Consider the following 24,886-nt stretch of genomic DNA (forward strand, 5'->3'; position numbering starts at 1 on the left):
GAATATGACTCAGCTAGCCCGGTTTCAGAAACGCATTCACAGCATGATTCCGCTCTCGGAAGCCCTGGGTGTGGAATTGCTTTCCTATGACGGCCACGCCTTGCTGGTCCGTGCTCCCCTGGAACCCAATCATAATCACCAGGGGACCGGATTTGGCGGCAGCGTCTATTCGGTCGCGGTGATTTCAGCCTGGGGCCTGGTTGAGCTTGTTTTGGCTGACCTGGGATTGGCCGGCAATGTGGTGATACAGGTTGGCGAAATCGAGCACATCGAACCGGTTGACGGTGACTTCTATGCCCTCTGCCGCCTCCCCGGCGGCGAAATTCCCGACCGATTCCGCAAGAGCCTGGCACGACACGGCAAGGGGCGGTTGTCTCTGATTGCGGAAGTCTATTGTGGCGAACCCTCAAGAGAGCCCGTCAGCGAGCCGGTAGCCGTGTTCCAGGGCCGATTTGTAGTGCAGGGCGCCCATTCCAGGGCGGTCATCTAGTAAGGGGCAGCCTGACTTACGGCATCAGCTGATGCTGCGGGTGCCGGAGATGGACTTGCTCATCAGAATAATCGGTACGATACCGGCCAGCACAATAATCAGCGCCGGCAGGGCGCTGTGCGCCAGTTGTTCGTCCGACGCGAACTGGTACACGTAGGTGGCCAGGGTCTCAAAGTTGAACGGCCGCAGAATCAACGTCGCCGGCAGCTCCTTCATGACATCCACAAACACCACCAGAGCCGCGGTAATCAGGGTGCCCCTGAGCATTGGGAGATGCACCTTTACCAGGGTTTGCCCGGGGGTGTGCCCCAGTGACCTGGACGCCATGTCCATGCTGGGGGTGATTTTCTGCAGGGCGCTTTCCACACTGCCTGCGGATACCGCCAGGAAACGCACGGTGTAGGCAAACACCAGGGCAAAGGCGGAACCACTGAGCAGCAGCCCGCTGCTGACGCCAAAGGTCTCCCTCATAACGCTGTCGACCTGGTTATCAAACGCCGCCAGGGGCACGATCACGCCCACCGCCAGTACCGCGCCAGGCATGGCATAACCCAGGCTGGAGAGCCGCATCATAATCTGCATGCCACGGGTATTGTGAAGGCGGCGGCTGTAGGCGAGGGTAACGCCGATAATCAGCGTGGTCAGCGCGGCGGTGCCGGACAGGAACAGGCTGTTCAGGGTGTTGCGAATGAAGTCCGGGTTCCAGCTTTCATCGAAGTACTCCCAGGCGTACTGGCCAAGGGTGATGGCCGGCAACAGAAAGCCGAAGATGACCGGCAGGGCGCAGACTGCAACGCAGATCAGCTGGCGCGGAAACGACATGGTGAAGCGGCGAATGGGGTCGCGGTTGTCCCGCGCTGCAAACTGTTGCTGCTTGCGGCGGGAGTATCGTTCAAGGGTGACCAGGATGACCACGAAGGCCAGCATGGTGGTGGCAATCTGTGCCGCACCACCCAGGTTGCCCAGGTTCATCCAGGTGTCGAACAGGCCGGCGGTGAGGGTCTGGACGGCGAAGAAATCGACGGTACCGAAATCGTTCAGTGTTTCCATCAGTACCAGCGACAGGCCTACGGCAACGGCCGGGCGTGCGATGGGCAGTACCACTCTGAAAAAGGTGCTCAGTGCCGAGTGGCCGAGGCTGCGGCTGACAGCAAACAGTGAAGGCGACTGCTCGAGAAATGCCGCCCGTGCCAGCAGGTACACGTAGGGGTACAGCACCAGGCCGATCATCAGCGTGGCGCCTTCCAGGCTGCGTATTTCCGGGAACCAGTAATCGGTGGCGTTACGCCAGCCAAACCATTCCCGCAATGTGGTCTGAACCGGCCCGGCGTAATCCAGCAGGCTGGTGTAAACATAAGCGATAACGTAAGCCGGTACTGCAAAGGGCAGCAGCATGGCCCACTCGAAGAACCTGCGCCCGGGGAACTCGCACATGGTGACCGCCCAGGCGGTGGCAAGGCCGATGGTCAGGGTAATCACGGCAACGCCGGCCATGAGCTGGAGGGTGGTGCTCAGGTAGCGGGGCAGGGTGGTATCCAGCAGGTGAGGCCAGATGTTTTCTTCGGGAAACAGGGCGAGGATAATCACTGACAGAACCGGAAGCACCACGATTGCCGTGGTGAGCGCTGCCGTAATCAGCCAGCGTTTCGAGGTCCGCCTGGCCAGCAGGGGATTGTCTGCTCCGGTCTGGTCAGCAGTAATGGCCTCGGTCATAGGTTCCCTTGGGGTTCATGTCGGGGTTCATGAAAAGTTCAGGGCCGCGATTGTACAAAAAAGCCGGGACCAACGTCCCGGCTTTTTTGGGGTAGAGCGTTCAATCAGTTGTCGTAATCAACGCGATCCACCATCTTCACCGCTGCATTGCGGTGCTCAGCAATTTCCTGCAGGGACAGGTCATCCGGATTGATGTCGCCCCATTCGGCGACAATGCCAGACGGCTTCACGTCCGGGTTGGCCGGGTATTCGGTGTTGGCCTCGGCATAGATCTTCTGGGCCTTCGGTGTGGACAGGAACTCCATCAGGCGAACAGCGTTGTCGCGGTTGGGGGCACTGTTGGTCAGTGCGATACCGCTGATGTTGATGTGGGTGCCACGGCCGTCAGCGTTGGGGAATACCAGGCGTACCGCCTCTGCCTGTTCACGCTGGTTTTCGTCGTTCAGCATGTTGCCGTAGTAGTAGCTGTTACCGATGGCGATGTCGCACTCGCCGGCGTGGATGGCCTTGATCTGGTCGCGGTCACCGCCCTGGGGCTTGCGCGCCAGGTTGTCTTTCAGGCCTGTCAGCCACTCTTCCGCTTTTTCCTCACCGTGGTGGGCGATCATGGATGAGAACAGGGCAATGTTGTAAGGGTGCTTGCCACTGCGGGTACAGATGCGATCGTTCCACTTCTCGTTGGCCAGGCCTTCGTAGGTTGTGATCTCGCCTTCTTCAACACGCTCTTTGGAGGCGAAGATGAGACGGCCACGGGTGGTCAGTGCAAACCACTTTCCGTCCGGGTGACGCAGGTTTTCTGGAATGTTTTCTTCAAGCGTGTCGTTGTCGACGCCCTGCACCAGGTCCCGCTCGACCAGCTCGTTAAGGCGGGAGATGTCCACGGTCATCACCAGGTCAGCCGGGCTGTTACGTCCTTCGCGTTCCAGGCGTTCTGCCAGCCCTTTTTTGGCGAAAACCACGTTGGTTTCAATGCCGGTTTCTTCTTCAAAGGCGTTCAGAAGAGGTTCCAGCAGATAGGCCTGGCGGTAGGAGTAGATGTTGACCTCTCCGTCGGCACTGGCCTGAACAGGCAGGGCGCAGGCTGCTGCAATAGCGGTAGCGGCAAGTTTCAGACGCATGTTGTACCTTCCTTAATGGTTCCGGTAAGCGGGGACTTGCTGAACTGTAGTGAGATTCAGCAATGTTTAAAAACAGCAACCATTCTCATTTCTGTTCAGCCAAGTGTCAATACACCTATGCCATATTCTTTCAAAAATGGTGCTATGCTTCGGAAGACTATAAAAACTATGCAAAAAGTGGTGGGAACACAGACTATGGTTGGGAATGATCGCAGAGTACACAACCGCACAGCGATGAGCGCGAAGGTCCGCGTGACTCATGAAGAACTTGGTGAATTCGTGTTCTCGACCAGAGATATATCCGACGGCGGTGTTTTTGTGGTGGTGGATACCGAGCCGTTCGAGCCATCGATTGGCGACCAGGTTCAGGTGCAGGTACAGGGCCTGCCAGTACCCGCCCCGGTGCTGGATATGGTGGTGGTCCGCAAGACCAATGATGGATTCGGTTTGCAGTTCGCAGACCAGTGATACGGATGTTATCAGTATGAAATACCCCGGATTTTCCCGTTCCCTGAGCCTTTGCGTGGCGGTTGTACCGCTGCTTCTGAGTGGCTGTGCCTCCTATTACAGCCACTATGCTGTGTTCCCGGCCGAAAACTCACAGGGGGAGGCTCGTCAGGTAAAGCTCACCTGGCAGACTGCCGAATATCCTGGCTGGTGGGTCGTCGATAACAAGTCCACGCCGATTACCCTTGAAACCCAGTGCAGTGCCCGCAAGTGGCGGCTGGTGGATGACAGCCATGATGAGGCCGGCGGGGCCGATTGCGGTAATGGCATTCGCGCCTGTGGTGTTCAGGGTGAGGATGTCCTGGCCCGTAACGGCACGCCTGCAGGGCCGGGCACTCGCTGTATGGCAATCAACCCCGGTGAACCGGATGCACGGATAACGGATATCGACTCATCCCTGGGGTTGCTGGTGTCCTGTCAGCCGACCCGCACAGTCCGTGGCAGTGGTGATGACAGTGAGAACATCGACTATATTCGCGCCTCTGCGGTGCCCTATACCATCTACAGCCGCAAGTCTCCGCGGGGAAGGCTCAATGCCCGGCCGCCGGAACTGGATGATGCTGTCTGCGAGGATAACGACTAGTTTTCTGACAATGTGTTTAATTGTGAGGGTTGTCACATTGCTACACTTTGTTTCCCGTTGATAGTTTTCGTTACCCTCTGTCGCGTTCGGGTTACCTTGCACTACAAAAATGTAATGGACTCTTTCTCCGGGACCGTCACAATGGTCAGTATCGATTCGTACACGTGCAGAGGTGTCCCGTGGGAGTCCGCCAAAAGAAAGTAGCTGTCCAGGATCTTGAAATCGGCATGTTTGTGTCCGATCTCGATCGCCCGTGGCATCAGACGCCTTTCCCGATCCAGGGCTTCCATATCCGGTCCCAGGATGACATCCGTTCGCTGGTTTCGTACTGCAAGTGGGTTGTTGTAGACGTTGCAGAAGCCCGTGAAAGCATCGAGCAGAATCATTCCGGCAGCCGCTTCGACGCTGGCAAGCCCCAGCGTAAGGGAAACAAGCGCGAAGAAGTGCAGTTGCCCCCGCTGAGTATCAAGGAGCCGGTCAGCTACGAAAACGTCACCACCATGAAGAAAGAGCTCAAGGTTTCCAGAAAGGTCATGATGGATGCCGAAGCTTCTCTTCACCGGGTTTTTGAGTCTGTTCAGGCAGGAGCCACGCCCGACTTGCGGGAAGTGGCTGCGGTTACGCGCAGAATGGTCGAAAGTGCCGTTCGCAATCCTGATGCGCTGCTCTGGCTAAGCCGAACAAGGCACCACGACGATTACACCTATCGGCATTCCCTCAATACCGCCGTCTGGGCGCTGGTCTGCGGCCGTCAGTTGGGCCTCAACGAGGGGCTGCTGAACCACCTGGGCCTGGGCTGCCTGTTATCGCAGATCGGCAAGCTGGACCTTCCGGGCCGCATCCTCCGCAATGAGGGCAAACTGAATGCTGATGATTTCGCCCTTTACCGCAGTTATGTGGACAAAGGGGTAGCGAAACTGGCGGACACCGGAGTATCCCGGGCTGTTGTCAGTGTTGTGCAGGGGCATCGCGAGCGCCATAACGGCTCCGGCTTCCCGGAAGGTGTCCGGGGCGACAGAATTCCATTGTTGGCCAAGGTTGCCGGACTGGCAGAGTACTTCGAGACTCTGATCGGCCCCCGCGATGCGGGCGAGCCGATGACGCCCGCCCGTGCGGTGAATCTGGTGTACGACATGCGCAACATCGAGTTCCAGGAAGACCTGGCAGAGCAGTTCATTCAGGCCATTGGTATCTATCCTACCGGCAGCCTGGTTGAACTGACGGATGGTCAGCGCGGAATTGTGGTTTCCCATACCCCGGAGCGCCGCTTGTGGCCGAAGGTCATGGTGATGACTGATCGTGCCCACCATCCCCTCAAGTCTGCCCGGATTGTGGACCTGGCGAAGTATAACGAGGGTCGCAACGCCTACGAGGCCCTGTCCATTGCCGAGTGTCTGCCAGACGGCACAGAAGGGCTGCATCCGGAACATTATGACGTGACCGGGGCAGAGTCTCGCTGGAACCTGTCCCGGATTGTCGGCGCCTGAGGAGGGCGCCGGCAGGGTGATTTATTCGATAATGACGCGAAGCTGTTTTTTCACCCAGCGATAGGTGTCGTCCGGGCGGAAATTGACCAGTAGTTCTGATTCCCCTCCCGATTCTCCCGCTACAAAATAGTCAACCGAAGCTGATTGCCAGCCGAAGGAATGGACGACCACGTCCTGGCTCCGGGTGCTCACGGCTTCAATATCGGCCAGCTCAGGTTTCCCGCCTATTTTCTTTACCTTGACTGTTTTGATAGCGGTATCGGTAGCGGGGAACTCGACCACATCATCGTCCAGGTAGTAGCGGTTGGCGAGCTGGGTGGTGATGGTGTCCAGTTCCCGGGTCAGGTAATTCCTGGCGTCGTCGACGTCGGCATCTTCCAGGCTGCGGACCGCATTCATGATCCGGTCGCGCTTGTTTTCCAGGTCCACCCGATACTCAACGTCTTCTTCGCGCTCGTCCGTGTCTTCGGGCCGCTCCGGAGCGGCAGCGATTTCTTCATCGGTTGGTGGGGCTTCGCACAGTTCGTTGCCTTCCGGGAAGAAGCAGATGCGGCTGAGCACCTGGTTGGCGGGCGAGGGATCATTGCCGGCTGATTCGAATTCGTCCTGAGGCACGTGGAAGTCTATCGGCTCGTCCAGTTCGGCCAGTGCCACATTCAGCTGGGTGATCACGCGCTCGCGAATTTCGATGCCTTCACCACTGGAGATGTTCAGCTTCCAGTTCAGTGCCAGCAGGAAGCGGGTGAGGTTGATCAAGGGTACATCAAGAAGAAGCTGCTGCTCGGTAATGCGGTGGCTCTGAAGCCCCTCGTCGGTGGTTCCGGCGATTTGTAATGCGGTCCGCAGGTCCGGAAAGAATTCCAGGGGTGTGACCACCGGTTGAACGGGTACACCTTCTGCCAGTTGCAGGTTGCCGACTTTCAGGGTCAGGGTTTCGCCAGGGAAATAACGATAGCGGCCCTCGCTGTCAGTGGTGTCATTACGGCTCGCTGTGGAGTAAGACAACCCGGCAATGCCCGCGGGCATGATCTGGCCGGTGCGGGAACCGTCACCACTGTCACCACCGTCATCGTCGAGGCAGCCGGCCAGAAGCAGGACAGAGACCAGAGGCAGTAAAGCGGACTTGAAGTGAACGGATCTCATGGCAGCGCGTACATTCCTGACGTTTTGGCCTGCGTAGCAGAGCCTTTGTAAATTGTTGTAACCGGCATTATAAGGACGCCGCCTCTGCCATATCGGGAAACCTGTCGCAGTTTGGGGTTTTTATGATTTTGGCCCGGTGGTGCGCCGCCTACTTGAATTTCTCTTTCCGGGCCACAACTTATAGCTACCTGTTTTTTTGTTCTCGTGGACTCATTATGACCAACGCACTTGAAATTGAAGGTCTGGTCAAGACCTATGGCGACGGCTTCCATGCCCTCAAGGGTATTGATCTTGATGTGGCCGAAGGTGACTTTTTTGCGCTGCTGGGGCCCAATGGCGCAGGCAAGTCCACCACCCTTGGCATCGTCTGTTCGCTGGTGAACAAGAGCGCTGGCAAGGTGCGTGTGTTCGGTTCCGACATCGACACCCATCTCTCGGACGCCAAGCTGAACCTGGGCGTTGTGCCCCAGGAGTTCAACTTCAACCAGTTCGAGAAGGTGTTCGACATTGTCACCACCCAGGCGGGCTACTACGGGATTCCTCTTAAAAAGGCATCGGTATCCGCGGAAAAGTATCTGCGCCAGCTCGGGTTGTGGGACAAGCGCAACACCCCGGCGATGATGCTGTCGGGTGGCATGAAGCGGCGGCTGATGATTGCCCGGGCACTGGTGCATGAGCCAAAGCTGCTGATCCTGGATGAGCCCACCGCAGGTGTGGATATCGAGTTGCGCCGCTCCATGTGGGCCTTCCTGGAGGAAATGAACCGCCAGGGCACCACCATTATCCTCACCACGCACTACCTGGAAGAGGCGGAAGCCCTGTGCCGCAACATCGCGATTATTGATCATGGCAGGATCCTGCGGAACACCAGCAAGCGGGAACTGTTGCAGCAACTGAGTTCGGAAACCTTTGTGCTGGATACTGCCGAACCGCTCGAGAGAGCGCCGGACCTTGATGGCTTCTACAACCATCTGGACGACGAGGGCGCACTGGTGGTGGACGTGGAGAAAGGCCAGAGCCTGAACGGCATGTTCATTCAGCTTGAAGAGCTGGGTATCCGCGTGGTCAGCATGCGCACCAAGGCCAACCGTCTGGAAGAGCTGTTTATTCGCATGGTGGAGGACAACAACACCAGCACTGCGAAACAGGGAGAAACCGCATGAGAACGGATGCAATGCTGACGGCCTACAAGACCATCGTGACCCGGGAAATCCGCCGGTTCACTCGGATATGGCCGCAAACGCTGTTGCCGCCGGCGGTCACAATGACGCTGTACTTCATTATTTTCGGCAACCTCATCGGCTCCCGTATCGGGGTGATGGGCGGGTTCGACTATATGTCGTTCATCGTTCCGGGGCTGATCATGATGGCGGTGATCACCAGCTCCTATTCCAACGTGGTGTCCTCGTTTTTCTCCATGAAGTTCCAGCGCAGCATCGAGGAACTGCTGGTGTCGCCGGTGCCCAACTGGATCATTCTGGCGGGTTATGTCACCGGTGGCATGTCCCGGGGGCTGGGCATTGGCCTTATCGTGACGCTGCTGTCGCTGGGCTTTACCGAGCTGTCGATTCATCACCTGCCCATGGTGATCCTCACGGTGTTCCTGACCTCGGCCCTGTTTTCACTGGGTGGCTTCATCAACGCCATGCTGGCCACCAAGTTCGATGACATTTCCATTGTGCCGACCTTCGTGCTGACGCCGCTGACGTACCTGGGCGGGGTGTTCTATTCCATCGATATGCTGCCGGGCTTCTGGCAGGGGGTGTCGATGATCAATCCGATTCTGTACATGGTAAATGCCTTCCGCTATGGCATTCTCGGGGTGTCGGATGTCAATCCATACATTGCTCTTGGTATGATTCTGCTGTTTATTGCCATCCTGTCTGCCATTTCCCTGCGTATGCTGGCGCGCGGCAAGGGCATTCGTCACTGATGTCTGGTTCCAGGATTTCTCATGGCCCTTATTGATGCCCCGCTGGGCAAATCCAGCGATTACCCGGATGCCTACGATCCGCAACTGCTGTTCCCCGTCGCCCGGGATGAAAACCGCCGCCGCATTGGTCTGGAGGATGGTCGCTGGCCCTGGTTCGGGGAAGATCTCTGGCAGGCCTGGGAAATTTCCTGGCTGCGGCCGGGTGGTGTACCCGCGGTGGCATGGGGGGAAATCCGTGTGCCTGCGGCATCGCCGGCCATCATTGAGTCCAAGTCCCTCAAGCTGTACCTGAATTCCCTCAACCAGACGGTGTTTTCCTCCGCCGACCAGGTCAGGGATGTGATTGTGCGCGACCTGTCCAGCGCCAGTGGAGCGTCGGTGGCGGTAGACCTGCACAGCGTTGATGAGGGCGCGAGAGCGATCGGTCGACCGGAAGGTTTCGTTCTGATTGACGATGAGGAGCCGGAATCCGTGGGTTACGACTATAACCCGGACAGCCTGACGGCCGGTGGCGATGTGGTTTCTGAAAAACTGTGCTCACATCTGCTGAAGAGCAACTGCCCGGTAACCGGCCAGCCGGACTGGGCCTCGGTGATGATCGACTACACCGGCCCGGCAATCGACCGGGCGGGGCTACTGCAGTACATCGTGAGCTTTCGCCAGAAGCAGGACTTCCATGAGCACTGTGTGGAAACCCTGTTCACGGACCTGATGGCTCGCTGCAAACCGGAACACCTGTCGGTCTGCGCACGATATACCCGAAGGGGAGGGCTGGACATCAACCCCTGGCGTAGCACTGAGCCGGAAGACGCAGCAGGGCCGAGGCTGATCCGGCAGTAACGGGCGGGCGCGTCAGGAATCCTCTTCCTGGCGCAGGCGCTCGGCGGCGTCTTCCAGGGCGCAAAGGATAGACTCGCGTTCCCGCTCGGTGATCTTTTCCGAGTCCAGGTACATGGCGAAGCCGCTGTGTTCGTGCTCCAGGAAGCTGCGGTTGGGGCCCATGTCCCGGCGGAAGTCCACCACCTCGTAGATGGATACCGGGCGGCCGAAGCCTTTCACCGTGATCTCGCCCTTGTCCCGGCACATGATGCGGTCCTTGATCAGCGAGAAGGTCTCGTAGGAGATCAGGATCTCACCGGGCTCGGCGAGGGATTCGAGGCGACTGGCCAGGTTCACTTCCTTGCCGATGATGGTGTAGTCCATGCGATTCTCGGCGCCGAAGTTGCCCACTGTGGTATAGCCGGTACTGATGCCCATGCGGATTTCCAGCGGTGTCTTGATGCCCTGGCTGCGCCATTTCTGGCGCATGATTTTCATGTGCTTGCGCATTTCCACGGCCATGGACACACAGGCGAAGGCATCCTCTTTCTGGCCACGGCTGGTGGGGTCGCCGAAGAAGATCATGATGGAGTCGCCGACAAACTTGTCGATGGTGCCGCCGTACTTTAGGGCCACCTCGGACATTTCATTGAAGTAGTGGTTCAGCAGTTCGGTCAGTGCTTCCGGTTCCATCTCTTCGGACAGTTCGGTAAAGCCCTTGATGTCGGAAAAGAACACCGCCAGTTTCTTGCGCTGGGTTTCCAGCCGCACATCCCGCTCACCGGTAAAGATGGACTGCCACACCTGGGGTGACAGGTACTTGGACAGTTTGTGGGACAGTGCGATGGACTGTTCCCGTTGATTCTGGATCTGGGTCTTTGCCATCATCAGGGCACGGGCCTGTTGGTGGGAATAGAAGGCAGTAACGCAGATGTAGAGCCCTGTCGCGAGTATGGCAATAATGCTGGTAATCATCGGTGACTGGAACGAGTCTGCCGGCCCGACAATGGCCACGCCGATCGCAATACTCGCTGCCATGATGACCGTGCCGAAAAGCCACTGGCGAATACCGCCAATGATCAGGCAACTGAACATCAGCATCAGCACGACGGCTACCGACGGAATGGCAATAAGCCCGATGCAGCCGACGAACCCGCCCCCGATGGCGCAATCCACCAGCAGCATTTTCTGCCGGATACGGGGCGAGCTACGCAGAAAGGTTTTACGGGTAAGCTGATGGGCGATGTGGGGCCAGGTGAGGGCGCCGGCCAGCAGCCACAGCATCCACAGGCCAAATACATCCTGCAGGATGCCCGAAACAATGATGCCGGCAGTTGTGGTGTATGCCAGAATCCTGCCGCTGTAATCCGGCATGGGGGGAATGGCAATCGGGTTGTTCTGCGAATCCAGTACAGCGGCCTTGCTGGCGCTGGAACTGGCGTTACGCAGGTCAATCGGGGCGCTCATCATGTCAGAAGCGAATCCGGGAAGTTGCGAAAGCGTTGCTGTTGGCTCATAAAGTGTCTACCGGCTTTTTTTCGTTGTTAGGGTAGATAGTACTTTTTATCGTGGAAAGTACTTAGACTAAAGACTAACAGTAATACATCTGTCCCACAATTCGTAAGGGCTATTGGGGCCCGAACTGACGGCTTTCAGACAACCACAGTGAGACACTATGACTGCAGTAATGGATGCTTTGTTGAACCGGTCTTCGGAGTCGCGCCTGGCTGCGCCGGCACCGGATGCGGAAACCCTGGAAAAAGCCTTCGCCTGCGCCGCGAGGGCGCCGGACCATGCGCTTTTGCGGCCCTGGCGCTATCTGGTTATTGAAGGCGAGGAAGCCCTGACAGCGCTGGGCGAGCTGTTTGCATCAACCTGTGATGAGGATGCCCCGGATAAGGTGAGGGATAAGCTTCGCCAGAACCCGTTGAGGGCGCCGATGATTATCGTGGGCATCGTCTCTCACCAGACGCATCCAAAGGTACCGGAAATAGAGCAGACCATGTCAGCCGCCGTTGGTATGGGGTATTTGCTGCTGGCGCTGGAAGCTGCCGGCTATGGTGGCATGTGGCGCACCGGTGGCCTGGCATACAATCCTGATATCGCCAAAGGCCTCGGGCTGGAGGATCATGAAACGATTACCGGTTTTCTATACACCGGCAGCGTTAGCTCAGCCAAACCCCCGGTGCCCAGGCCCGATCCAAAAGAGTTTGTGAGCCGCTGGCCACGGTAGTTGTCAACGGGCGACCAACGGCTTGCCCCTGCCGGTTCCGGTGGGGGAAATCCCTTGCCGCTTTCGCCATACTTTTCTCCATCTCATCGCCACCTCACTGACCCGAACCTCGCCACAGCCCACGCCCCGCAACAACTCCTGAAAACTGGCATCGTGATTGCTTTTAGTCCTGCAAAAGGCACAAACGGCAATGCGAACAACGCCGGGTGCAGGAATCGGAGGCATTATGGCTATTTCCCTGGACAAAGCATTAGGCATTCATCAACACGCCCTGGAGGGGCGGGTGAAGCGTGCCGAAGTGCTGGCAAACAATCTCGCCAACGCTGACACCCCGGGCTACAAGGCACGGGATATCGACTTTCAGGCGATGATGGAAAAAGCCCAGGAGGGCATGAGCGGGTTCGGTATGACGCGGACTCACGAGTCCCATATGGACACGTCACCCATGGGCCAGGACAGCGAATTGATGTACCGGGTTCCGAATCAGCCTTCAGTGGATGGCAATACCGTGGATACGCAGCAGGAGCAGACCCGCTTCATGCGCAACGCCATGGATTACCAGGCCAGTTTCCAGTTCCTGAACGGCAAAGTCACAGGCATTAAAAAGGCACTCTCGGGTCAGTGATCCGGGCGCAGTCAAATAACTGAGGAGCAACACCATGTCACTGGGTAGCATTTTCGATATCGCCGGGTCCGGCATGACAGCCCAGTCACTGCGGCTGAACACCACTGCGTCCAACATCGCCAACGCGGAGACTGCCAGTTCCAGTACCGAGCAGACCTATCGTGCCCGCAAGCCCGTGTTCGCGGCCATTCAGCAGTCCATGCTGAATCCGTCACAACAGGGCCAGGCCTTCGGCAGCGAGGAAGGCCCGGGTGCCGGTGTCCGGGTTGAAGGCATCGTCGAGAGCGACGCCGAACTGCAGATGCGGTTCCAGCCGGATCATCCCGCAGCCAACGAAGAGGGGTATGTGTTTTACCCCAACGTGAATGTGGTTGAAGAGATGGCAGACATGATGTCGTCGTCCCGTAGCTTCCAGATGAATGTGGACATCATGAACAGCGCCAAATCCATGATGCAGCGCATCCTGACCCTGGGTCAGCAGTAACCGAGCGAGGATTGAACCATGAGCGCAATTAACCCGGCAGACGCCTCGGATGTGCTGAGCAAGTACAAGCTCGATCAGCAGCAAACCAAAAGCGGCAATGAACTTGGCAAGAACGAGTTCATGGAGCTGATGATCGCCCAGTTGAAGAACCAGAACCCCCTGGAACCCCAGGATAATGGCGAATTCATCTCACAGCTGGCGCAGTTCAGCTCGCTGGAAGAAATGCAGGGGCTTTCCGGCAGCGTCGACGATGTGGCAAACCAGTTCCGCTCGACGCAGGCATTGCAGGCCTCGGCCATGGTCGGCCGTACCGTTCTGGCGCCGTCTTCGGTGGGCATCCTGGGTGCCGAGGGCGAGATTTCCGGCAACGTTGACGTGCCTGCCAGCACCTCTGGCCTGAGGATTTCCATCGAGAACCAGGCCGGCGAGCGGGTGCGCCAGATTGATATGGGCTCCCAGCAGGCTGGTGTGACCGGGTTCAGCTGGGACGGCAAGGACGGCAACGGCAACAGTTTGCCTCCCGGCCCCTACAAAGTAGTGGCTGAAGCATCCTACCCGGATGGTCCCGAGCAGCTTGGCACCATGATGAGCGCGAACGTTGACAGCGTCTCGCTGGGCAAGGGCGGAAACATTACGCTGAACCTCGCCGGCATGGGCTCCATTGCCCTGTCGGACGTTGAGCAGATTAACTGATACCGGTGAAACACCAGAGGTGAAGTATGGCTTTCAATACAGGTCTTAGCGGCTTAAGGGCATCATCGGTGGACCTCGATGTCACCGGTAACAATATTGCCAACGCCAGTACCGTAGGCTTCAAGGGCAGCAAAGCGCAGTTTGGTGACTTGTACGCCAGTGGCTTCCTGAGTGCCGGCAGCAACCCAGTCGGTGATGGTGTGAGGGTGCAGGACGTCAAACAGTCCTTCGGCCAGGGCAACATCAGTTTTACCGACAACGGACTCGACCTGGCCATTAACGGCGACGGTTTTTTCGTGCTCAATAACGGGGGTGAAGTCCGCTATTCCAGAGCCGGCCAGTTCGGTATCGACAAGGACGGGTTTGTTACCAACAACCAGAATATGCGGGTTCAGGGCTTCGTGGCCGATGATGACGGTAACCTGTCCGGTATTCGTGGCGACCTGCAGGTAGAAACCGATAACCTTGCACCGCGTCGCACCACCAGCCTGCGTTCGGATCTCAACCTGGATTCCCGGGAAACGGTACTGGAACGTCGGGTGGCGGATATGGGGGATTTTTCTGCCCCGGCCGGTGCCACCGGATTTGCGGCTGAAACCTTTGATATCACCTATGAGGACGGTAGCGTCGTTAGCGCATCCATCAACGATGCCGGCGTAGCTGATTTCTCCGCGGCGGATGTGGTGGATGTACTTAATGCGCAGGATGGTCTTTCCGCGTCTGCTACAACGACCTACGAAGGTATGTCGGAGGCTGACCTGAATACGGCCATTGCCGCCGGTAACTTCAATTTTGACCTGGCCGTTGGCGGCGTGACAGTACCGGTGGATACCACCGGCGTGACTGATGCAGCTTCCCTGGTCAATGCCATCAATGATGCCCAGGCCCCGACCATTTCAGCGTCGCTGACCGGCGGTAATCTGCGCCTGATCGACAATCGCGGCAACAATCTCACGGCGGGTTATACCAGCGATGGTCCGAACCAGGCCCCCGAAACCACAGTGGGTACTGTCAGGCCGCAGTCCGACCGTGAGATCACCGATATCGCTTCAACCAGTGGCGACACCAATCTGACTGATTCGTGGGATGCCCGGACCATCGAGATCACCAACCAGTTCAATCCGCTGGATCAGCGCACCTATAATCACGCAACCTCGACATCCATTTACGACAGTCTGGGCAATTCCCATGAAATAACCCAGTTCTATGTCAAACAGCCTTCACCGGGCAACGGCGTGGGGGTCAGTGAATGGTCTGTGTATTTGCAGATAGATGGCGAGTTTGTGGCCGGTACTGACCAGAATCCCTTCCAGGCACGGTTTGATCAGGACGGCAACCTGCAGTCTGTGAACGGTGATCCCAATGGTGAAATCCTGGTGGATGACTGGATACCAAAGGATGCTGACGGTACACCCAACGGGGCTGACGGCCCTCCCGCGCCGGGAGAAACGGTAACCACTCCGATTCCGGATCCACCCACCACGTCCGCCTTCGTGGTAGACCTTGGCAATACCACCCAGTACGGCAGTGAATTCGGGGTGAATGATCAGCGCCAGAACGGCTTCGCAACGGGCCGTCTCTCGGGCCTGGATGTCTCCGATCAGGGCGTCCTGTTCGCACGCTATACGAACGGGCAATCGCAGTCTCTCGGGCAGGTGGCGCTGGCGTCATTCAACAACACCAACGGGCTTTCTCCGGTGGGTGAGACCACCTGGGTGGAAACCTTTGAATCCGGCCAGCCCATCATCGGCGCTCCGGACTCCGGAACCCTGGGCTCAATCAAGGCCAGCTCCATTGAGGAGTCCAATGTGGACCTTTCGGCGGAACTGGTGAACCTGATCATCGCCCAGCGTAACTATCAGGCCAACGCCAAGACCATTGAAACCTCCGATGCCGTCACCCAGACGATAATCAACCTCCGCTAACCCTGAAAACTGAACATGGCACAACTCCTGCTTGAACACTGGAAAGACTGGAAACAGTCAAAATTCCGGCAGGAGTTTTCCCATGGACAAAGCCCTCTATATCGGGATGTCTGGCGCCAAGCAGAACATGCTTTCCCAGCAGGCCCACGCCAACAACCTGGCTAACGTCAGTACCACCGGTTTCAAGCGGGATTTTGCCCAGGCCCGCAGCATGCCGGTTTTCGGTGAACACCACCCAACACGAGCCTATGCCATGGCCGAAAGGCCGGGTACCGACCTGTCTGCAGGCGCTTTGATGGATACCGGTCGCAAGCTGGACGTTGCCGTTGAAGGCGACGGCTGGCTGGCGGTGCAGAACCAGCAGGGCGAGGAAGTGTTTACCCGCTCCGGCAGCATGCAGATTGATGTGAACGGCCTGATGCGCCTCTCCAGTGGTGAGATGGTGATGGGAAATGGCGGACCGGTGGCGTTGCCCCCTTTCGATAACGTACAGGTCGGTGCAGACGGAACCATTTCCGTGGTGCCCGTTGGCGGGCCGCCGGACCAGTTGGTCGAGGTGGACCGGCTGAAGCTTGTGAATCCGCCCCGGGAAGCGCTGGAAAAGGGTGAAGACGGCTTTATTCGCCGCAAGGCCGGGGAGGCACTGGACGGCCCCGAGCCGCCGGATGCCAACATGCGGGTGGCTTCCGGATTTCTGGAAAGCTCTAACGTGAATGCCGTCGAAGAGATGATTTCAAACCTGCAGCTGTCCCGTCAGTACGAGATGCAGGTAAAGATAATGACCACCGCGAACGAGAATTCCGAGGCTTCGGCACGACTGTTGCAGAATCTCTGATAAACCTGTTTAACACCGCCCGGGCGGCCACGAAAGCGGCAATAATCAGCCGCCTCATGACAGTCCCGGCAAGGAGTAGATGACATGCATCCAGCACTTTGGGTCAGCAAAACCGGGTTGAGCGCACAGGACACCAACATGTCCACGATCTCCAACAACCTGGCCAACGTGAACACCACCGGTTTCAAACGGGACCGGGCCGTGTTTCAGGATCTGCTGTACCAGATCGACCGGCAACCCGGTGGTCTGAATACCCAGAACTCGGAGCTGCCGTCCGGCCTTCAACTGGGTACCGGTGTGCGCATTGTCGGCACCACCAAGCAGTTCTCCCAGGGTAACCTGGAAGTCACCGAGCAGCCCCTGGACCTGGCAGTGAACGGCCGTGGCTTCATGCAGATACTGCTGCCGGACGGCCAGATAGCCTACACCCGTGACGGCCAGTTCCAGCTGAATGCCGACGGCGACATCGTTAACCCGGATGGCTACACCCTGGAGCCGAACATCAACGTGCCGGAGGACGCCACCAACGTCACCATCGGTAAGGATGGCACGGTGTCTGCGGTCACCAATGATCAGGCGGCACCGGTCAACCTGGGCGAGATTACCCTGGTGGATTTCATCAACCCTCAGGGACTTCAGGCGATCGGCAACAACCTTTACAAGGCAACCAATGCCAGTGGTGATCCTGCAGAGGGAGAGCCGGGTATCGGTGGCCTGGGAACCCTTGAGCAGGGCATGGTTGAGGCCTCCAACGTGGAGGTGGTGGAGGAGCTGGTGAACATGATTACCACCCAGCGCGCCTATGAAATGAATTCAAAAGTGGTCTCCGCAACGGACCAGATGCTGCAGTTCATCACCAACAATATCGGTTAACCGGCAGCAGCGTGCAGGAGGGGCAATCATGACACCCATTTTTACTGACAGATCAAACAGGCATGGCGTGGGAACACTGGCTCTGGTGCTGGCACTGGTAGTACTTCAGGGCTGCACCGCCATGAGTCGGACACGTGCCATGCCGGATGATCCCCAGTACGCCCCGGTACGTGCCGAAGCGATGATGCAGCGCGATCCTGAGTCCGGTTCTATTTACCAGACCTCGCGTAATTACAGCCTGTATGGCGATACCGTTGCGCTGAACGTGGGCGATATTCTGACAGTGACCCTGAAAGAATCCACCCGTGCCAGCAAGAACGCGGAAAGCAGCATTACCAAAGACAATGAAATTTCCATGCTGGACCCGCAGATACTGGGCAAAGGCAACATCGGCCTGGCAACCGAGATCAACACGGAACGGGATTTTGCGGGCCAGGCGGAAGCCGATCAGAGCAACAGTCTGGCGGGCAACATTACCGTAACCGTCACCGAAGTGCTCCCGAATGGTGTTCTGCATATCCGTGGCGAGAAATGGCTGTCGCTGACCAACGGCGATGAATACATACGCCTGACCGGGCTCGTTCGCCCCCAGGACATTTCGCCGGATAACACCATCGCCTCCAACCGCATTGCTGACGCCCGTATCGCCTACGGCGGCACCGGCGACTTTGACCAGGCCAATCAAATGGGCTGGCTGGCCCGATTCTTTAACAGTGAGTGGTTCCCGCTATGAAAATGCTGAGGTTCGGCATAATGGTGTTAGCGCTGTCGGTTATCGCGGCGCCTGTACTGGCGGACCGCCTGAAGGACCTGGCGCGTATCAAGGGTGTGCGTAACAACCAGTTGGTGGGTTACGGCCTGGTGGTGGGTCTTGATGGCACCGGTGACAAAGCACCGTTCACCAACCAGACCTTCCGCAACATGATGAACCAGTTCGGGATCACCCTGCCACAAGGCGTGAACCCCAACCTGGCCAACGTGGCCGCTGTGACGGTTACGGCTACTCTGCCGCCGTTCGCGAAGCAGGGGCAGGAGCTCGATATTACCGTGTCGTCCATCGGCAATGCCGACAGTCTTCGGGGTGGCACGCTGTTGATGGCACCCTTGAAGGGTGCCGATGATCAGGTCTACGCGATGGCCCAGGGCAGCCTGGTCGTGGGTGGATTTGGCGCCCAGGGCTCAGACGGTTCGCGCATCACGGTAAATGTGCCCAGTGTTGGTCGCATACCCAACGGTGCCACCATTGAGCGGGAAGTGATGTCCCCCTTTACCAGGGGCGATACCATCACCTTTAACCTGATGCGCCCTGATTTCACCACCGCTCGCCGGGTGGTGGAGGCCATTAATAGCAAGCTGGGGCCGGATATGGCCTATGCACACGATGCCACGGCGGTGTCGGTGAAGGCGCCCAGGGATCCGTCCCAGCGGGTAAGTTTCCTTTCCATCCTTGAAAACATTACCGTCGATCCGGCCCAGGAGGCCGCCAAGGTGGTCATTAACAGCCGTACCGGCACGATCGTGGTGGGGCAGAATGTGAAAGTAAGCCCGGCCGCAGTGACCCACGGCAACCTGACCGTAACGATTGAAGAGAACCCGCAAGCCAGTCAGCCCAATCCCTTTACGGATGGCGAAACGGTTATCGAGCCCAACACCCAGATTGCCATTACCGAAGACCCGGCAAGAATGTTCCAGTTTGGCCCTGCCGTCACCCTGAACGAAATTGTTCAGGCGGTGAACCAGGTAGGCGCGGCCCCCGGTGACGTAATGGCAGTGCTGGAAGCGCTTAAACAGGCCGGCGCCTTGCGGGCCGAGCTGATCGTGATATAGGTGGCGTGATGCAGGATTTCAGTCTCCAGAAAGCACAGGTCTACACCGATTTCGGCGGTCTCAACGATCTGAAGACCCAGGCCCGGACCGACAAGAATGCCGCGCTGATGGAAGTGGCAAAGCAGTTCGAAGGCCTGTTCCTGTCGGAAATGGTCAAGTCGATGCGTAAGGCTGGCGACGTGTTTGCCGAGGGCAACTACCTGAACAGCCAGCAGTCAGAGTTCTATCGCGAGATGTTCGACAGCCAGTTGAGTCTGACGCTCTCGCAAAAGCAGGGTACCGGCCTTTCTGAAGCCCTGGTCCGACAGCTCAGCCGACAGATTCCGGGCATGGATGAGAAGGGCGAACCGATGGCTGGCCATAAGAAGGCACTGGCGGATTACGATCGCAGTCTGCCGGTACTATCCCCGCGTTTGCCGGAGCAGGTGGAGAAGGTGAACCAGGTGGCCGAAGCTGCCGCGCCCGTAGCGGAACCGAAGACAAGTGCCGCGATGCCAGACCGGTTCGACTCGCCTGAACAGTTTGTACGGGAGCTTCTGCCAGTGGCGGAGAAAGTGGCCGAGCAGAGTGGCATCAACCCCCGCCTGATGATTGCCCAGGCAGCGCTGGAAACCGGCTGGGGCCGGCACATGATTGAAGGCGATGGTGGCGCACCCAGTTTCAACCTGTTCGGTATCAAGGCGGACACCCGCTGGCAGGGTGACTCGGTGAATATTGCCACCACCGAATTCCGGGAAGGCGTGCCGATGAACGAGCGGGCCGCCTTCCGCTCGTATCCGGACTATGAGTCGAGCTTCCGGGACTACGTGTCGTTCCTTGAATCCAATCCCCGCTACCGGGATGTCCTGGCTGCTGCGGACAACCCTGATGAGTTTGCCGACAAACTGCAGCAGGCCGGTTACGCCACCGACCCGAACTATGGTGCAAAGATTCGTCGCATCATGAACAACGACACCATGACAACGTTGTCCATGGGCTCCCGCGGGGCTGAGGAGTAAGGTTTATGGCAGGGCTTATCAATATTGGCTTGACCGGTATCCTCGGACACCAGACGGCGCTGAACACCACCGGCAACAACATTACCAATGCCAACACGCCAGGCTATAGTCGCCAGGAGGTTCAGTTCGAAACCCAGGCGGCACAGCGTACCGGTGCCGGCTCGGTTGGCACCGGGGTTAATGTCACCGATATTCGCCGGTTGGCGAATGAATTCCTGACCCAGCAGGTCCGTGAAGACACCACGCTGTTCGGAGAACAGGAAACCCTCAATTCCGAGTTGTCACGGCTGGATAATCTGCTGGGTGGCGAATCCACCGGGCTGAGTAATGCGCTCAACAATTTCTTTGCCAGCCTGCAGAACGCCGCAGAGGACCCGGCCTCGCTGCCTCAGAGGCAACTGGTTCTCAGTGAAGCGCAGCAGGTGGTCAACCGTTTTGAAGCCCTCAACCAGGAATTCGTTCAACAGCGGGAGTCGGTCAAGACCCAGATGGAGCAGGGCGTAAAAGACGCCAATACGCTGCTCAAGAGTATTGCCGAACTGAACAACGCCATCTCTGAATCGCCGGGGCTGGCCCAGGGGCGCGAACCCAATGAACTGCTCGACAAGCGGGACGAAAAACTCAGGCAGCTGTCAGAGCTGGTCAACATACGGGTGAGCCAGGCCGAGGGTAGCCAGGTGAATGTTTCCCTGAGCAACGGTCAGACTCTGGTCGTCGGCTCCCAGGCTGCGCAACTGGGCACTCGCGCGGATTCTGAAGATCCGTTGTCGCTGGAATTTACGCTGACGACCGGTGGCCGGACCCTGAACGTAGACAGCCAGATCAACGGCGGCATGCTGGGTGGTTTGCGCCGGTTCGAGTCGGAAGGCCTGCAGCCTGCATTTCAGGAGCTTGGCAGGGTCGCCATAGCGCTGTCAGAGACCCTGAACCACCAGCATGAAATCGGTATGGATCTTGAGGGTGATCTGGGTGGGCTGTTCTTCAGCGACATCAACTCGGAAGCCGCGCAACGGAGCCGGGTGGTCGCCAATGCCAACAACGCGGCGCCCCAGAACGCACAGCTGGCCGTCGAGATTATGGATAGTGCGGCTCTGCCTGCCGGAAGCTGGTCGTTGCAGTTTGGTGGCGATGGCCGCAACTTTGAACTGGTGGACCGGGCGACCGGCAAGGTGGTTAACCAGGGCCGCCTGCCGGACCCGGTGCAGTCTGAAATCTCCATGCCGGGCTTCAATATCCGTGTGGAAGGCGGCACCTTTAATGCGGGCGACAAGTTCCTGATCGAGCCCACACGCAACGCGGCCGCCAATATCGAACTGAAACTCAGCCGCGAAGAGGACCTCGCGTTTGCCAGCCCGATAAGGGCAGAAGGCGCTTCCGCGAATACTGGTGATGCCACCATCAACCAGGGCAAGATGCTGGATGTGCGGGACCCGTTTACCAACTCGCTGCTGACGAATTTCCGCCAGGAGGGCCAACTGGACCCGCCCCTGGAGGTCAGGTTCCGTGAGGATGGCGGTCAACTGGTGTATGACATCCTGGATGCTGACCTGGGCACTGTGCTGCAGGCAGGCGATGCCGCGGCTGTGCCACCGGTTAATGTGTTTCAGCCGGGACAGTCCAACAAGCTGTTTACCGAGGATCCACGATCTCCGGACTATTTCGGTTTCCAGTTCGAGATTTCGGGCAACCCGAGGCCTGGCGACGCTTTCAACATCGACTACAACACCAACGGCGTGTCAGATAACCGCAATGCAGAATTTCTGGCGGCTTTGGGAACAAAGAATACCCTCAATAACGGTAGCCAGAGTTTTGCAGAGGGCTACGCCGGCCTGGTTGAGGACATCGGCGTGAAGACCCGCCAGAGCCAGCTCGATAAAGACGCTGGCAAAACCCTGCTGGAACAGTCCAGCAACCAACGTGAATCGGTCTCCGGCGTCAACCTCGATGAGGAAGCCGGCAGACTGATCCAGTACCAGGCCGCCTATAACGCGTCCGCTCAGGTAATGAGCGTGGCCCAGGATTTGTTCAATACCCTGTTGCAGAGTTTCCGGTAACAGCGTGAGGTGATGTGACATGATCAGAATTTCATCACAACAGATATTCTCCGGCGGGATCAGCCGGCTACAGGATCTGAACAGCAATCTGAACCAGACCCAGGAGCAGATCTCAACGGGCAAAAGGGTCAACAAGCCATCGGACGACCCCGTCGCCGCTGCCCGTATTCTCAAGCTGGACCAGGAGCTGTCGCGGAATGAAACCTACCAGCGTAATGCCGGCCTGGCGGAGAACCGTCTGCAGCAGGAAGAGAGCACACTGGCAAGCTCGGTGGACATCGTTCAGCGGGTGCGTGAGCTTACGGTGCAGTCGGGCAACGGCTCGCTGTCTGCCAATGATCGCAAGTCGATTTCCTCGGAGATCAAGGAACGTCTGGGACAACTGGCGGAAATCACCAACACAAAGGATGCCTCCGGTGAGTACATATTCAGCGGATTCCAGGGCACAACGGCCGCGTTTGCCAAAGATGCCTCCGGGAGCTGGGTGTATCAGGGTGATGAGGGTCAGCGTGTACTGGAGATAGACGATGGTGTGACGGTGCCCATCAGCGATCATGGCAAGGGCATATACGCCTCCATTCCCAGGGCTACTTTCGGTGAAAGTGATCCTGGCAATGCCCCCGATGCGAGGATCGATGGTGTTCAAGTTGTCGATAATGGCGCATTCTCGACCGTGTCGCCGGACGACATCACTATTACCGTGGATGCGACTGCCGGAACCATCACGGCCGTGAACAGCCGGACCGGCGACCCTTTAACCACGCCGACCATTCCCTATGCCAGCGGAGAGCCGTTTGAAATAGCGGGTGTCCAGGCAACCATTACCGATGCGGCGGACGGGGATGAGTTCAGCATTCGCGCCGGGGGAAAACAGTCGGTGTTTGCCACCATCGAAAACCTCATCGATGGCCTGGATAACATCGACAAGGGCTCACCGGCTGGCCAGGCAGCCTACGATGACCTGATTGCCAGCTCACTGCAGAATCTGGACAACGCCCAGGAAAGCATTGTGCAGAAGCAGACCGAACTGGGCGGGCGCCTGAATGCCGTGGAATCCACCAGCTCGTTCCTGGAGGACTCTTCCGTTTACAGTAAGGAAATCCGCTCAGAATTGCAGGATGTGGACTACGCCGAGGCCATCAGCAACCTGAGCTTCCAGAGCTTCGTGTTGCAGGCAGCGCAGCAGTCGTTTGCCCAGGTCTCCAGACTTTCATTGTTTGACCGTCTGTAAGAAAAGCCTGCCGGAACAAGGAAGTCCGGCGCTTGTTATTGCTTTCAGATTAAACCTCAGTATAATCCCCAGCACTCTCCGATGGCGGCGTGGTGAAATTGGTAGACACGACGGATTCAAAATCCGTTGGGGTAAAACCCGTGGCGGTTCGAGTCCGCCCGCCGCTACCATTTACAAGCCGCTCCATGTGGTGTCGTGAACAGTCCATCCAATGAACGTCTCCGATTTTCACTTTGATCTGCCGGATGAACTTATCGCCCGGTACCCACTCAAAGAGCGCAGTGCATCTCGCTTGCTGAGCCTTGATGGCCTTACCGGCACCGTTTCCCATCGACAGTTTGCTGACCTGCCGGACCTGCTCCAGCCGGGCGACCTTCTGGTATTCAATAACACCCGGGTGATACCGGCACGGTTATTTGCAAAAAAGGAGACCGGGGGACAGGTGGAAGTGCTGGTGGAACGGCTGCTCGGTGAACACGAGCTGCTTGCCCACGTGAAGGCTTCCAAGGCGCTGAAGCCGGGACAACGGATTTTTCTGGAAGACGGCACTGCGATGCTGATGAAGCAGCGGGAGGACGCACTGTTTCACCTGGTATGCGACAGCAGCGAACCCTTGCTGGAACTGCTGGAACGTATCGGCCATATGCCCTTGCCACCCTATGTGGATCGCCCTGACGAGTCCTCCGACCGGGAGCGTTACCAGACCATCTATGCCCGGGAAGCGGGTGCTGTGGCGGCCCCCACGGCAGGCCTGCATTTTGATGACGGTATTCTGGCAGAGCTTGCGGCACGGGGCATTGAAAGTGCGTTTGTGACCTTGCACGTAGGCGCCGGCACCTTTCAGCCGGTTCGTGTCGAGCACATTGAAAATCATATCATGCACAGCGAAGTGGCCCATGTTCCGCAAGAGACCGTTGACGCCGTCAATGCGGCCCGTGCCCGTGGTGGCCGCATCGTCGCTGTCGGGACTACCTCGGTGCGATCGCTGGAGTCCGCCAGCCGGGGCGGTGTGCTGAAGCCGTTCAAAGGCGAAACGGATATCTTTATCTACCCCGGTTATCGTTTCCAGACGGTCGACGCCATGGTGACCAATTTTCATTTGCCGGAGTCAACGTTGATCATGCTGGTCAGCGCTTTTGCAGGTTATGAGAACGTGATGTCCGCCTACCGCGACGCTGTTGCGGAGCGCTACCGCTTTTTCAGCTATGGTGATGCCATGTTTATCGCGGGCCAGGCGCCAAGCCTGGGCGCCCTCAAATCCTATGCCGGGGAAGGGCATTCCGAATCCGGAGAGCAATCATGACTGACCAGTGTT

At 58.0% G+C, this 24,886-nt stretch carries 24 protein-coding genes and 1 tRNA gene; 21 read left to right on the forward strand and 4 right to left on the reverse strand.

The genetic code is table 11. The features are described 5' to 3' along the window. Positions 1-4 precede the first annotated feature (4 nt). Positions 5-490, forward strand: coding sequence for a thioesterase domain-containing protein (locus QPL94_RS16985; RefSeq protein ID WP_285358996.1), 486 nt, complete (start codon positions 5-7; stop codon positions 488-490). A 24-nt stretch (positions 491-514) separates the two neighbouring features. On the opposite strand, the gene QPL94_RS16990 is transcribed toward QPL94_RS16985, so the two are convergent. Continuing rightward, positions 515-2,203: an ABC transporter permease gene (locus QPL94_RS16990; RefSeq protein ID WP_285358998.1), complete on the reverse strand. Its 1,689-nt coding sequence runs from the start codon at positions 2,201-2,203 to the stop codon at positions 515-517. Positions 2,204-2,307: 104 nt separating this feature from the next. Beyond that, complete coding sequence (locus QPL94_RS16995; RefSeq protein ID WP_285358999.1) at positions 2,308-3,321, reverse strand: Fe(3+) ABC transporter substrate-binding protein; 1,014 nt, start codon at positions 3,319-3,321, stop codon at positions 2,308-2,310. Positions 3,322-3,516: 195 nt separating this feature from the next. Here QPL94_RS16995 and QPL94_RS17000 point away from each other — a divergent pair, with 195 nt between their 5' ends. The 3 genes from QPL94_RS17000 to QPL94_RS17010 all read left to right on the forward strand — a co-directional run bounded on the left by QPL94_RS17000 (position 3,517) and on the right by QPL94_RS17010 (position 5,898). Then, positions 3,517-3,789: a PilZ domain-containing protein gene (locus QPL94_RS17000; protein ID WP_137434209.1), complete on the forward strand. Its 273-nt coding sequence runs from the start codon at positions 3,517-3,519 to the stop codon at positions 3,787-3,789. Positions 3,790-3,805: 16 nt separating this feature from the next. Beyond that, positions 3,806-4,411 carry a hypothetical protein gene (locus tag QPL94_RS17005; RefSeq protein WP_285359001.1) on the forward strand — a complete coding sequence of 202 codons (606 nt, stop codon included), beginning with the start codon at positions 3,806-3,808 and terminating at the stop codon, positions 4,409-4,411. A gap of 179 nt (positions 4,412-4,590) precedes the next feature. After that, positions 4,591-5,898 (forward strand): cyclic di-GMP phosphodiesterase, encoded by a 1,308-nt coding sequence (locus tag QPL94_RS17010; protein WP_285359003.1) that lies wholly within the window; start codon positions 4,591-4,593, stop codon positions 5,896-5,898. Between the two features lie 21 nt (positions 5,899-5,919). Here the strand turns inward: QPL94_RS17010 and QPL94_RS17015 are convergent, their stop codons facing one another. After that, positions 5,920-7,041 carry an organic solvent ABC transporter permease gene (locus QPL94_RS17015; protein WP_285359005.1) on the reverse strand — a complete coding sequence of 374 codons (1,122 nt, stop codon included), beginning with the start codon at positions 7,039-7,041 and terminating at the stop codon, positions 5,920-5,922. Between the two features lie 215 nt (positions 7,042-7,256). On the opposite strand from QPL94_RS17015, the gene QPL94_RS17020 reads away from it, so the two are divergent. Genes QPL94_RS17020 through queF form a run of 3 tightly spaced genes read left to right on the forward strand, consistent with a single transcriptional unit; the run spans position 7,257 to position 9,814 of the window. Beyond that, positions 7,257-8,204 (forward strand): ABC transporter ATP-binding protein, encoded by a 948-nt coding sequence (locus QPL94_RS17020; protein WP_285359006.1) that lies wholly within the window; start codon positions 7,257-7,259, stop codon positions 8,202-8,204. Next, entirely contained in the window at positions 8,201-8,974 is a 774-nt protein-coding gene (locus QPL94_RS17025) for an ABC transporter permease (protein WP_137434213.1), read from the forward strand. The genes QPL94_RS17020 and QPL94_RS17025 overlap by 4 nt, the downstream gene beginning before the upstream one ends. A 21-nt stretch (positions 8,975-8,995) precedes the next feature. Continuing rightward, entirely contained in the window at positions 8,996-9,814 is an 819-nt protein-coding gene (gene queF / locus QPL94_RS17030; RefSeq protein WP_285359007.1) for an NADPH-dependent 7-cyano-7-deazaguanine reductase QueF, read from the forward strand. A 12-nt stretch (positions 9,815-9,826) separates the two neighbouring features. Here the strand turns inward: queF and QPL94_RS17035 are convergent, their stop codons facing one another. Next, positions 9,827-11,263, reverse strand: a complete 1,437-nt coding sequence (locus tag QPL94_RS17035; RefSeq protein WP_285359008.1) for an adenylate/guanylate cyclase domain-containing protein — start codon at positions 11,261-11,263, stop codon at positions 9,827-9,829. Positions 11,264-11,468: 205 nt separating this feature from the next. On the opposite strand from QPL94_RS17035, the gene QPL94_RS17040 reads away from it, so the two are divergent. From QPL94_RS17040 to queA, 14 genes are all read left to right on the forward strand, one after another. Continuing rightward, entirely contained in the window at positions 11,469-12,026 is a 558-nt protein-coding gene (locus QPL94_RS17040) for a nitroreductase family protein (protein WP_137434216.1), read from the forward strand. A 226-nt stretch (positions 12,027-12,252) separates the two neighbouring features. Then, positions 12,253-12,651, forward strand: coding sequence for a flagellar basal body rod protein FlgB (flgB, locus tag QPL94_RS17045; protein WP_137434217.1), 399 nt, complete (start codon positions 12,253-12,255; stop codon positions 12,649-12,651). Positions 12,652-12,685: 34 nt separating this feature from the next. Continuing rightward, on the forward strand, positions 12,686-13,135 hold the full coding sequence (gene flgC / locus QPL94_RS17050) for a flagellar basal body rod protein FlgC (protein ID WP_285359011.1): 450 nt from the start codon (positions 12,686-12,688) through the stop codon (positions 13,133-13,135). Between the two features lie 18 nt (positions 13,136-13,153). Then, positions 13,154-13,828 carry a flagellar hook assembly protein FlgD gene (locus QPL94_RS17055; protein ID WP_285359012.1) on the forward strand — a complete coding sequence of 225 codons (675 nt, stop codon included), beginning with the start codon at positions 13,154-13,156 and terminating at the stop codon, positions 13,826-13,828. A 26-nt stretch (positions 13,829-13,854) separates the two neighbouring features. Beyond that, positions 13,855-15,753, forward strand: a complete 1,899-nt coding sequence (locus QPL94_RS17060; RefSeq protein ID WP_285359014.1) for a flagellar hook protein FlgE — start codon at positions 13,855-13,857, stop codon at positions 15,751-15,753. Positions 15,754-15,835: 82 nt separating this feature from the next. Continuing rightward, positions 15,836-16,588, forward strand: a complete 753-nt coding sequence (locus tag QPL94_RS17065; protein WP_285359015.1) for a flagellar basal body rod protein FlgF — start codon at positions 15,836-15,838, stop codon at positions 16,586-16,588. An 84-nt stretch (positions 16,589-16,672) separates the two neighbouring features. Further along, complete coding sequence (flgG, locus tag QPL94_RS17070) at positions 16,673-17,461, forward strand: flagellar basal-body rod protein FlgG (protein ID WP_285359016.1); 789 nt, start codon at positions 16,673-16,675, stop codon at positions 17,459-17,461. A 28-nt stretch (positions 17,462-17,489) separates the two neighbouring features. Then, complete coding sequence (flgH, locus tag QPL94_RS17075; RefSeq protein WP_285359017.1) at positions 17,490-18,194, forward strand: flagellar basal body L-ring protein FlgH; 705 nt, start codon at positions 17,490-17,492, stop codon at positions 18,192-18,194. Then, the gene (locus QPL94_RS17080; RefSeq protein ID WP_285359018.1) at positions 18,191-19,288 is read left to right on the forward strand and encodes a flagellar basal body P-ring protein FlgI; all 1,098 of its coding nucleotides are present in this window, start codon (positions 18,191-18,193) and stop codon (positions 19,286-19,288) included. The genes flgH and QPL94_RS17080 overlap by 4 nt, the downstream gene beginning before the upstream one ends. A gap of 8 nt (positions 19,289-19,296) precedes the next feature. Then, entirely contained in the window at positions 19,297-20,286 is a 990-nt protein-coding gene (flgJ, locus tag QPL94_RS17085) for a flagellar assembly peptidoglycan hydrolase FlgJ (RefSeq protein ID WP_285359019.1), read from the forward strand. 5 nt (positions 20,287-20,291) lie between these two features. Further along, positions 20,292-22,340, forward strand: coding sequence for a flagellar hook-associated protein FlgK (gene flgK / locus QPL94_RS17090; protein WP_285359021.1), 2,049 nt, complete (start codon positions 20,292-20,294; stop codon positions 22,338-22,340). Between the two features lie 19 nt (positions 22,341-22,359). Beyond that, the gene (gene flgL, locus QPL94_RS17095) at positions 22,360-23,571 is read left to right on the forward strand and encodes a flagellar hook-associated protein FlgL (RefSeq protein ID WP_285359023.1); all 1,212 of its coding nucleotides are present in this window, start codon (positions 22,360-22,362) and stop codon (positions 23,569-23,571) included. A gap of 83 nt (positions 23,572-23,654) precedes the next feature. Continuing rightward, a tRNA-Leu gene (locus QPL94_RS17100) sits at positions 23,655-23,741 on the forward strand. Between the two features lie 41 nt (positions 23,742-23,782). Next, complete coding sequence (gene queA, locus QPL94_RS17105) at positions 23,783-24,874, forward strand: tRNA preQ1(34) S-adenosylmethionine ribosyltransferase-isomerase QueA (protein ID WP_285359025.1); 1,092 nt, start codon at positions 23,783-23,785, stop codon at positions 24,872-24,874. Positions 24,875-24,886: the final 12 nt, after the last annotated feature.

The organism is Marinobacter sp. SS13-12, assembly GCF_030227115.1.
Taxonomy (GTDB): domain Bacteria; phylum Pseudomonadota; class Gammaproteobacteria; order Pseudomonadales; family Oleiphilaceae; genus Marinobacter.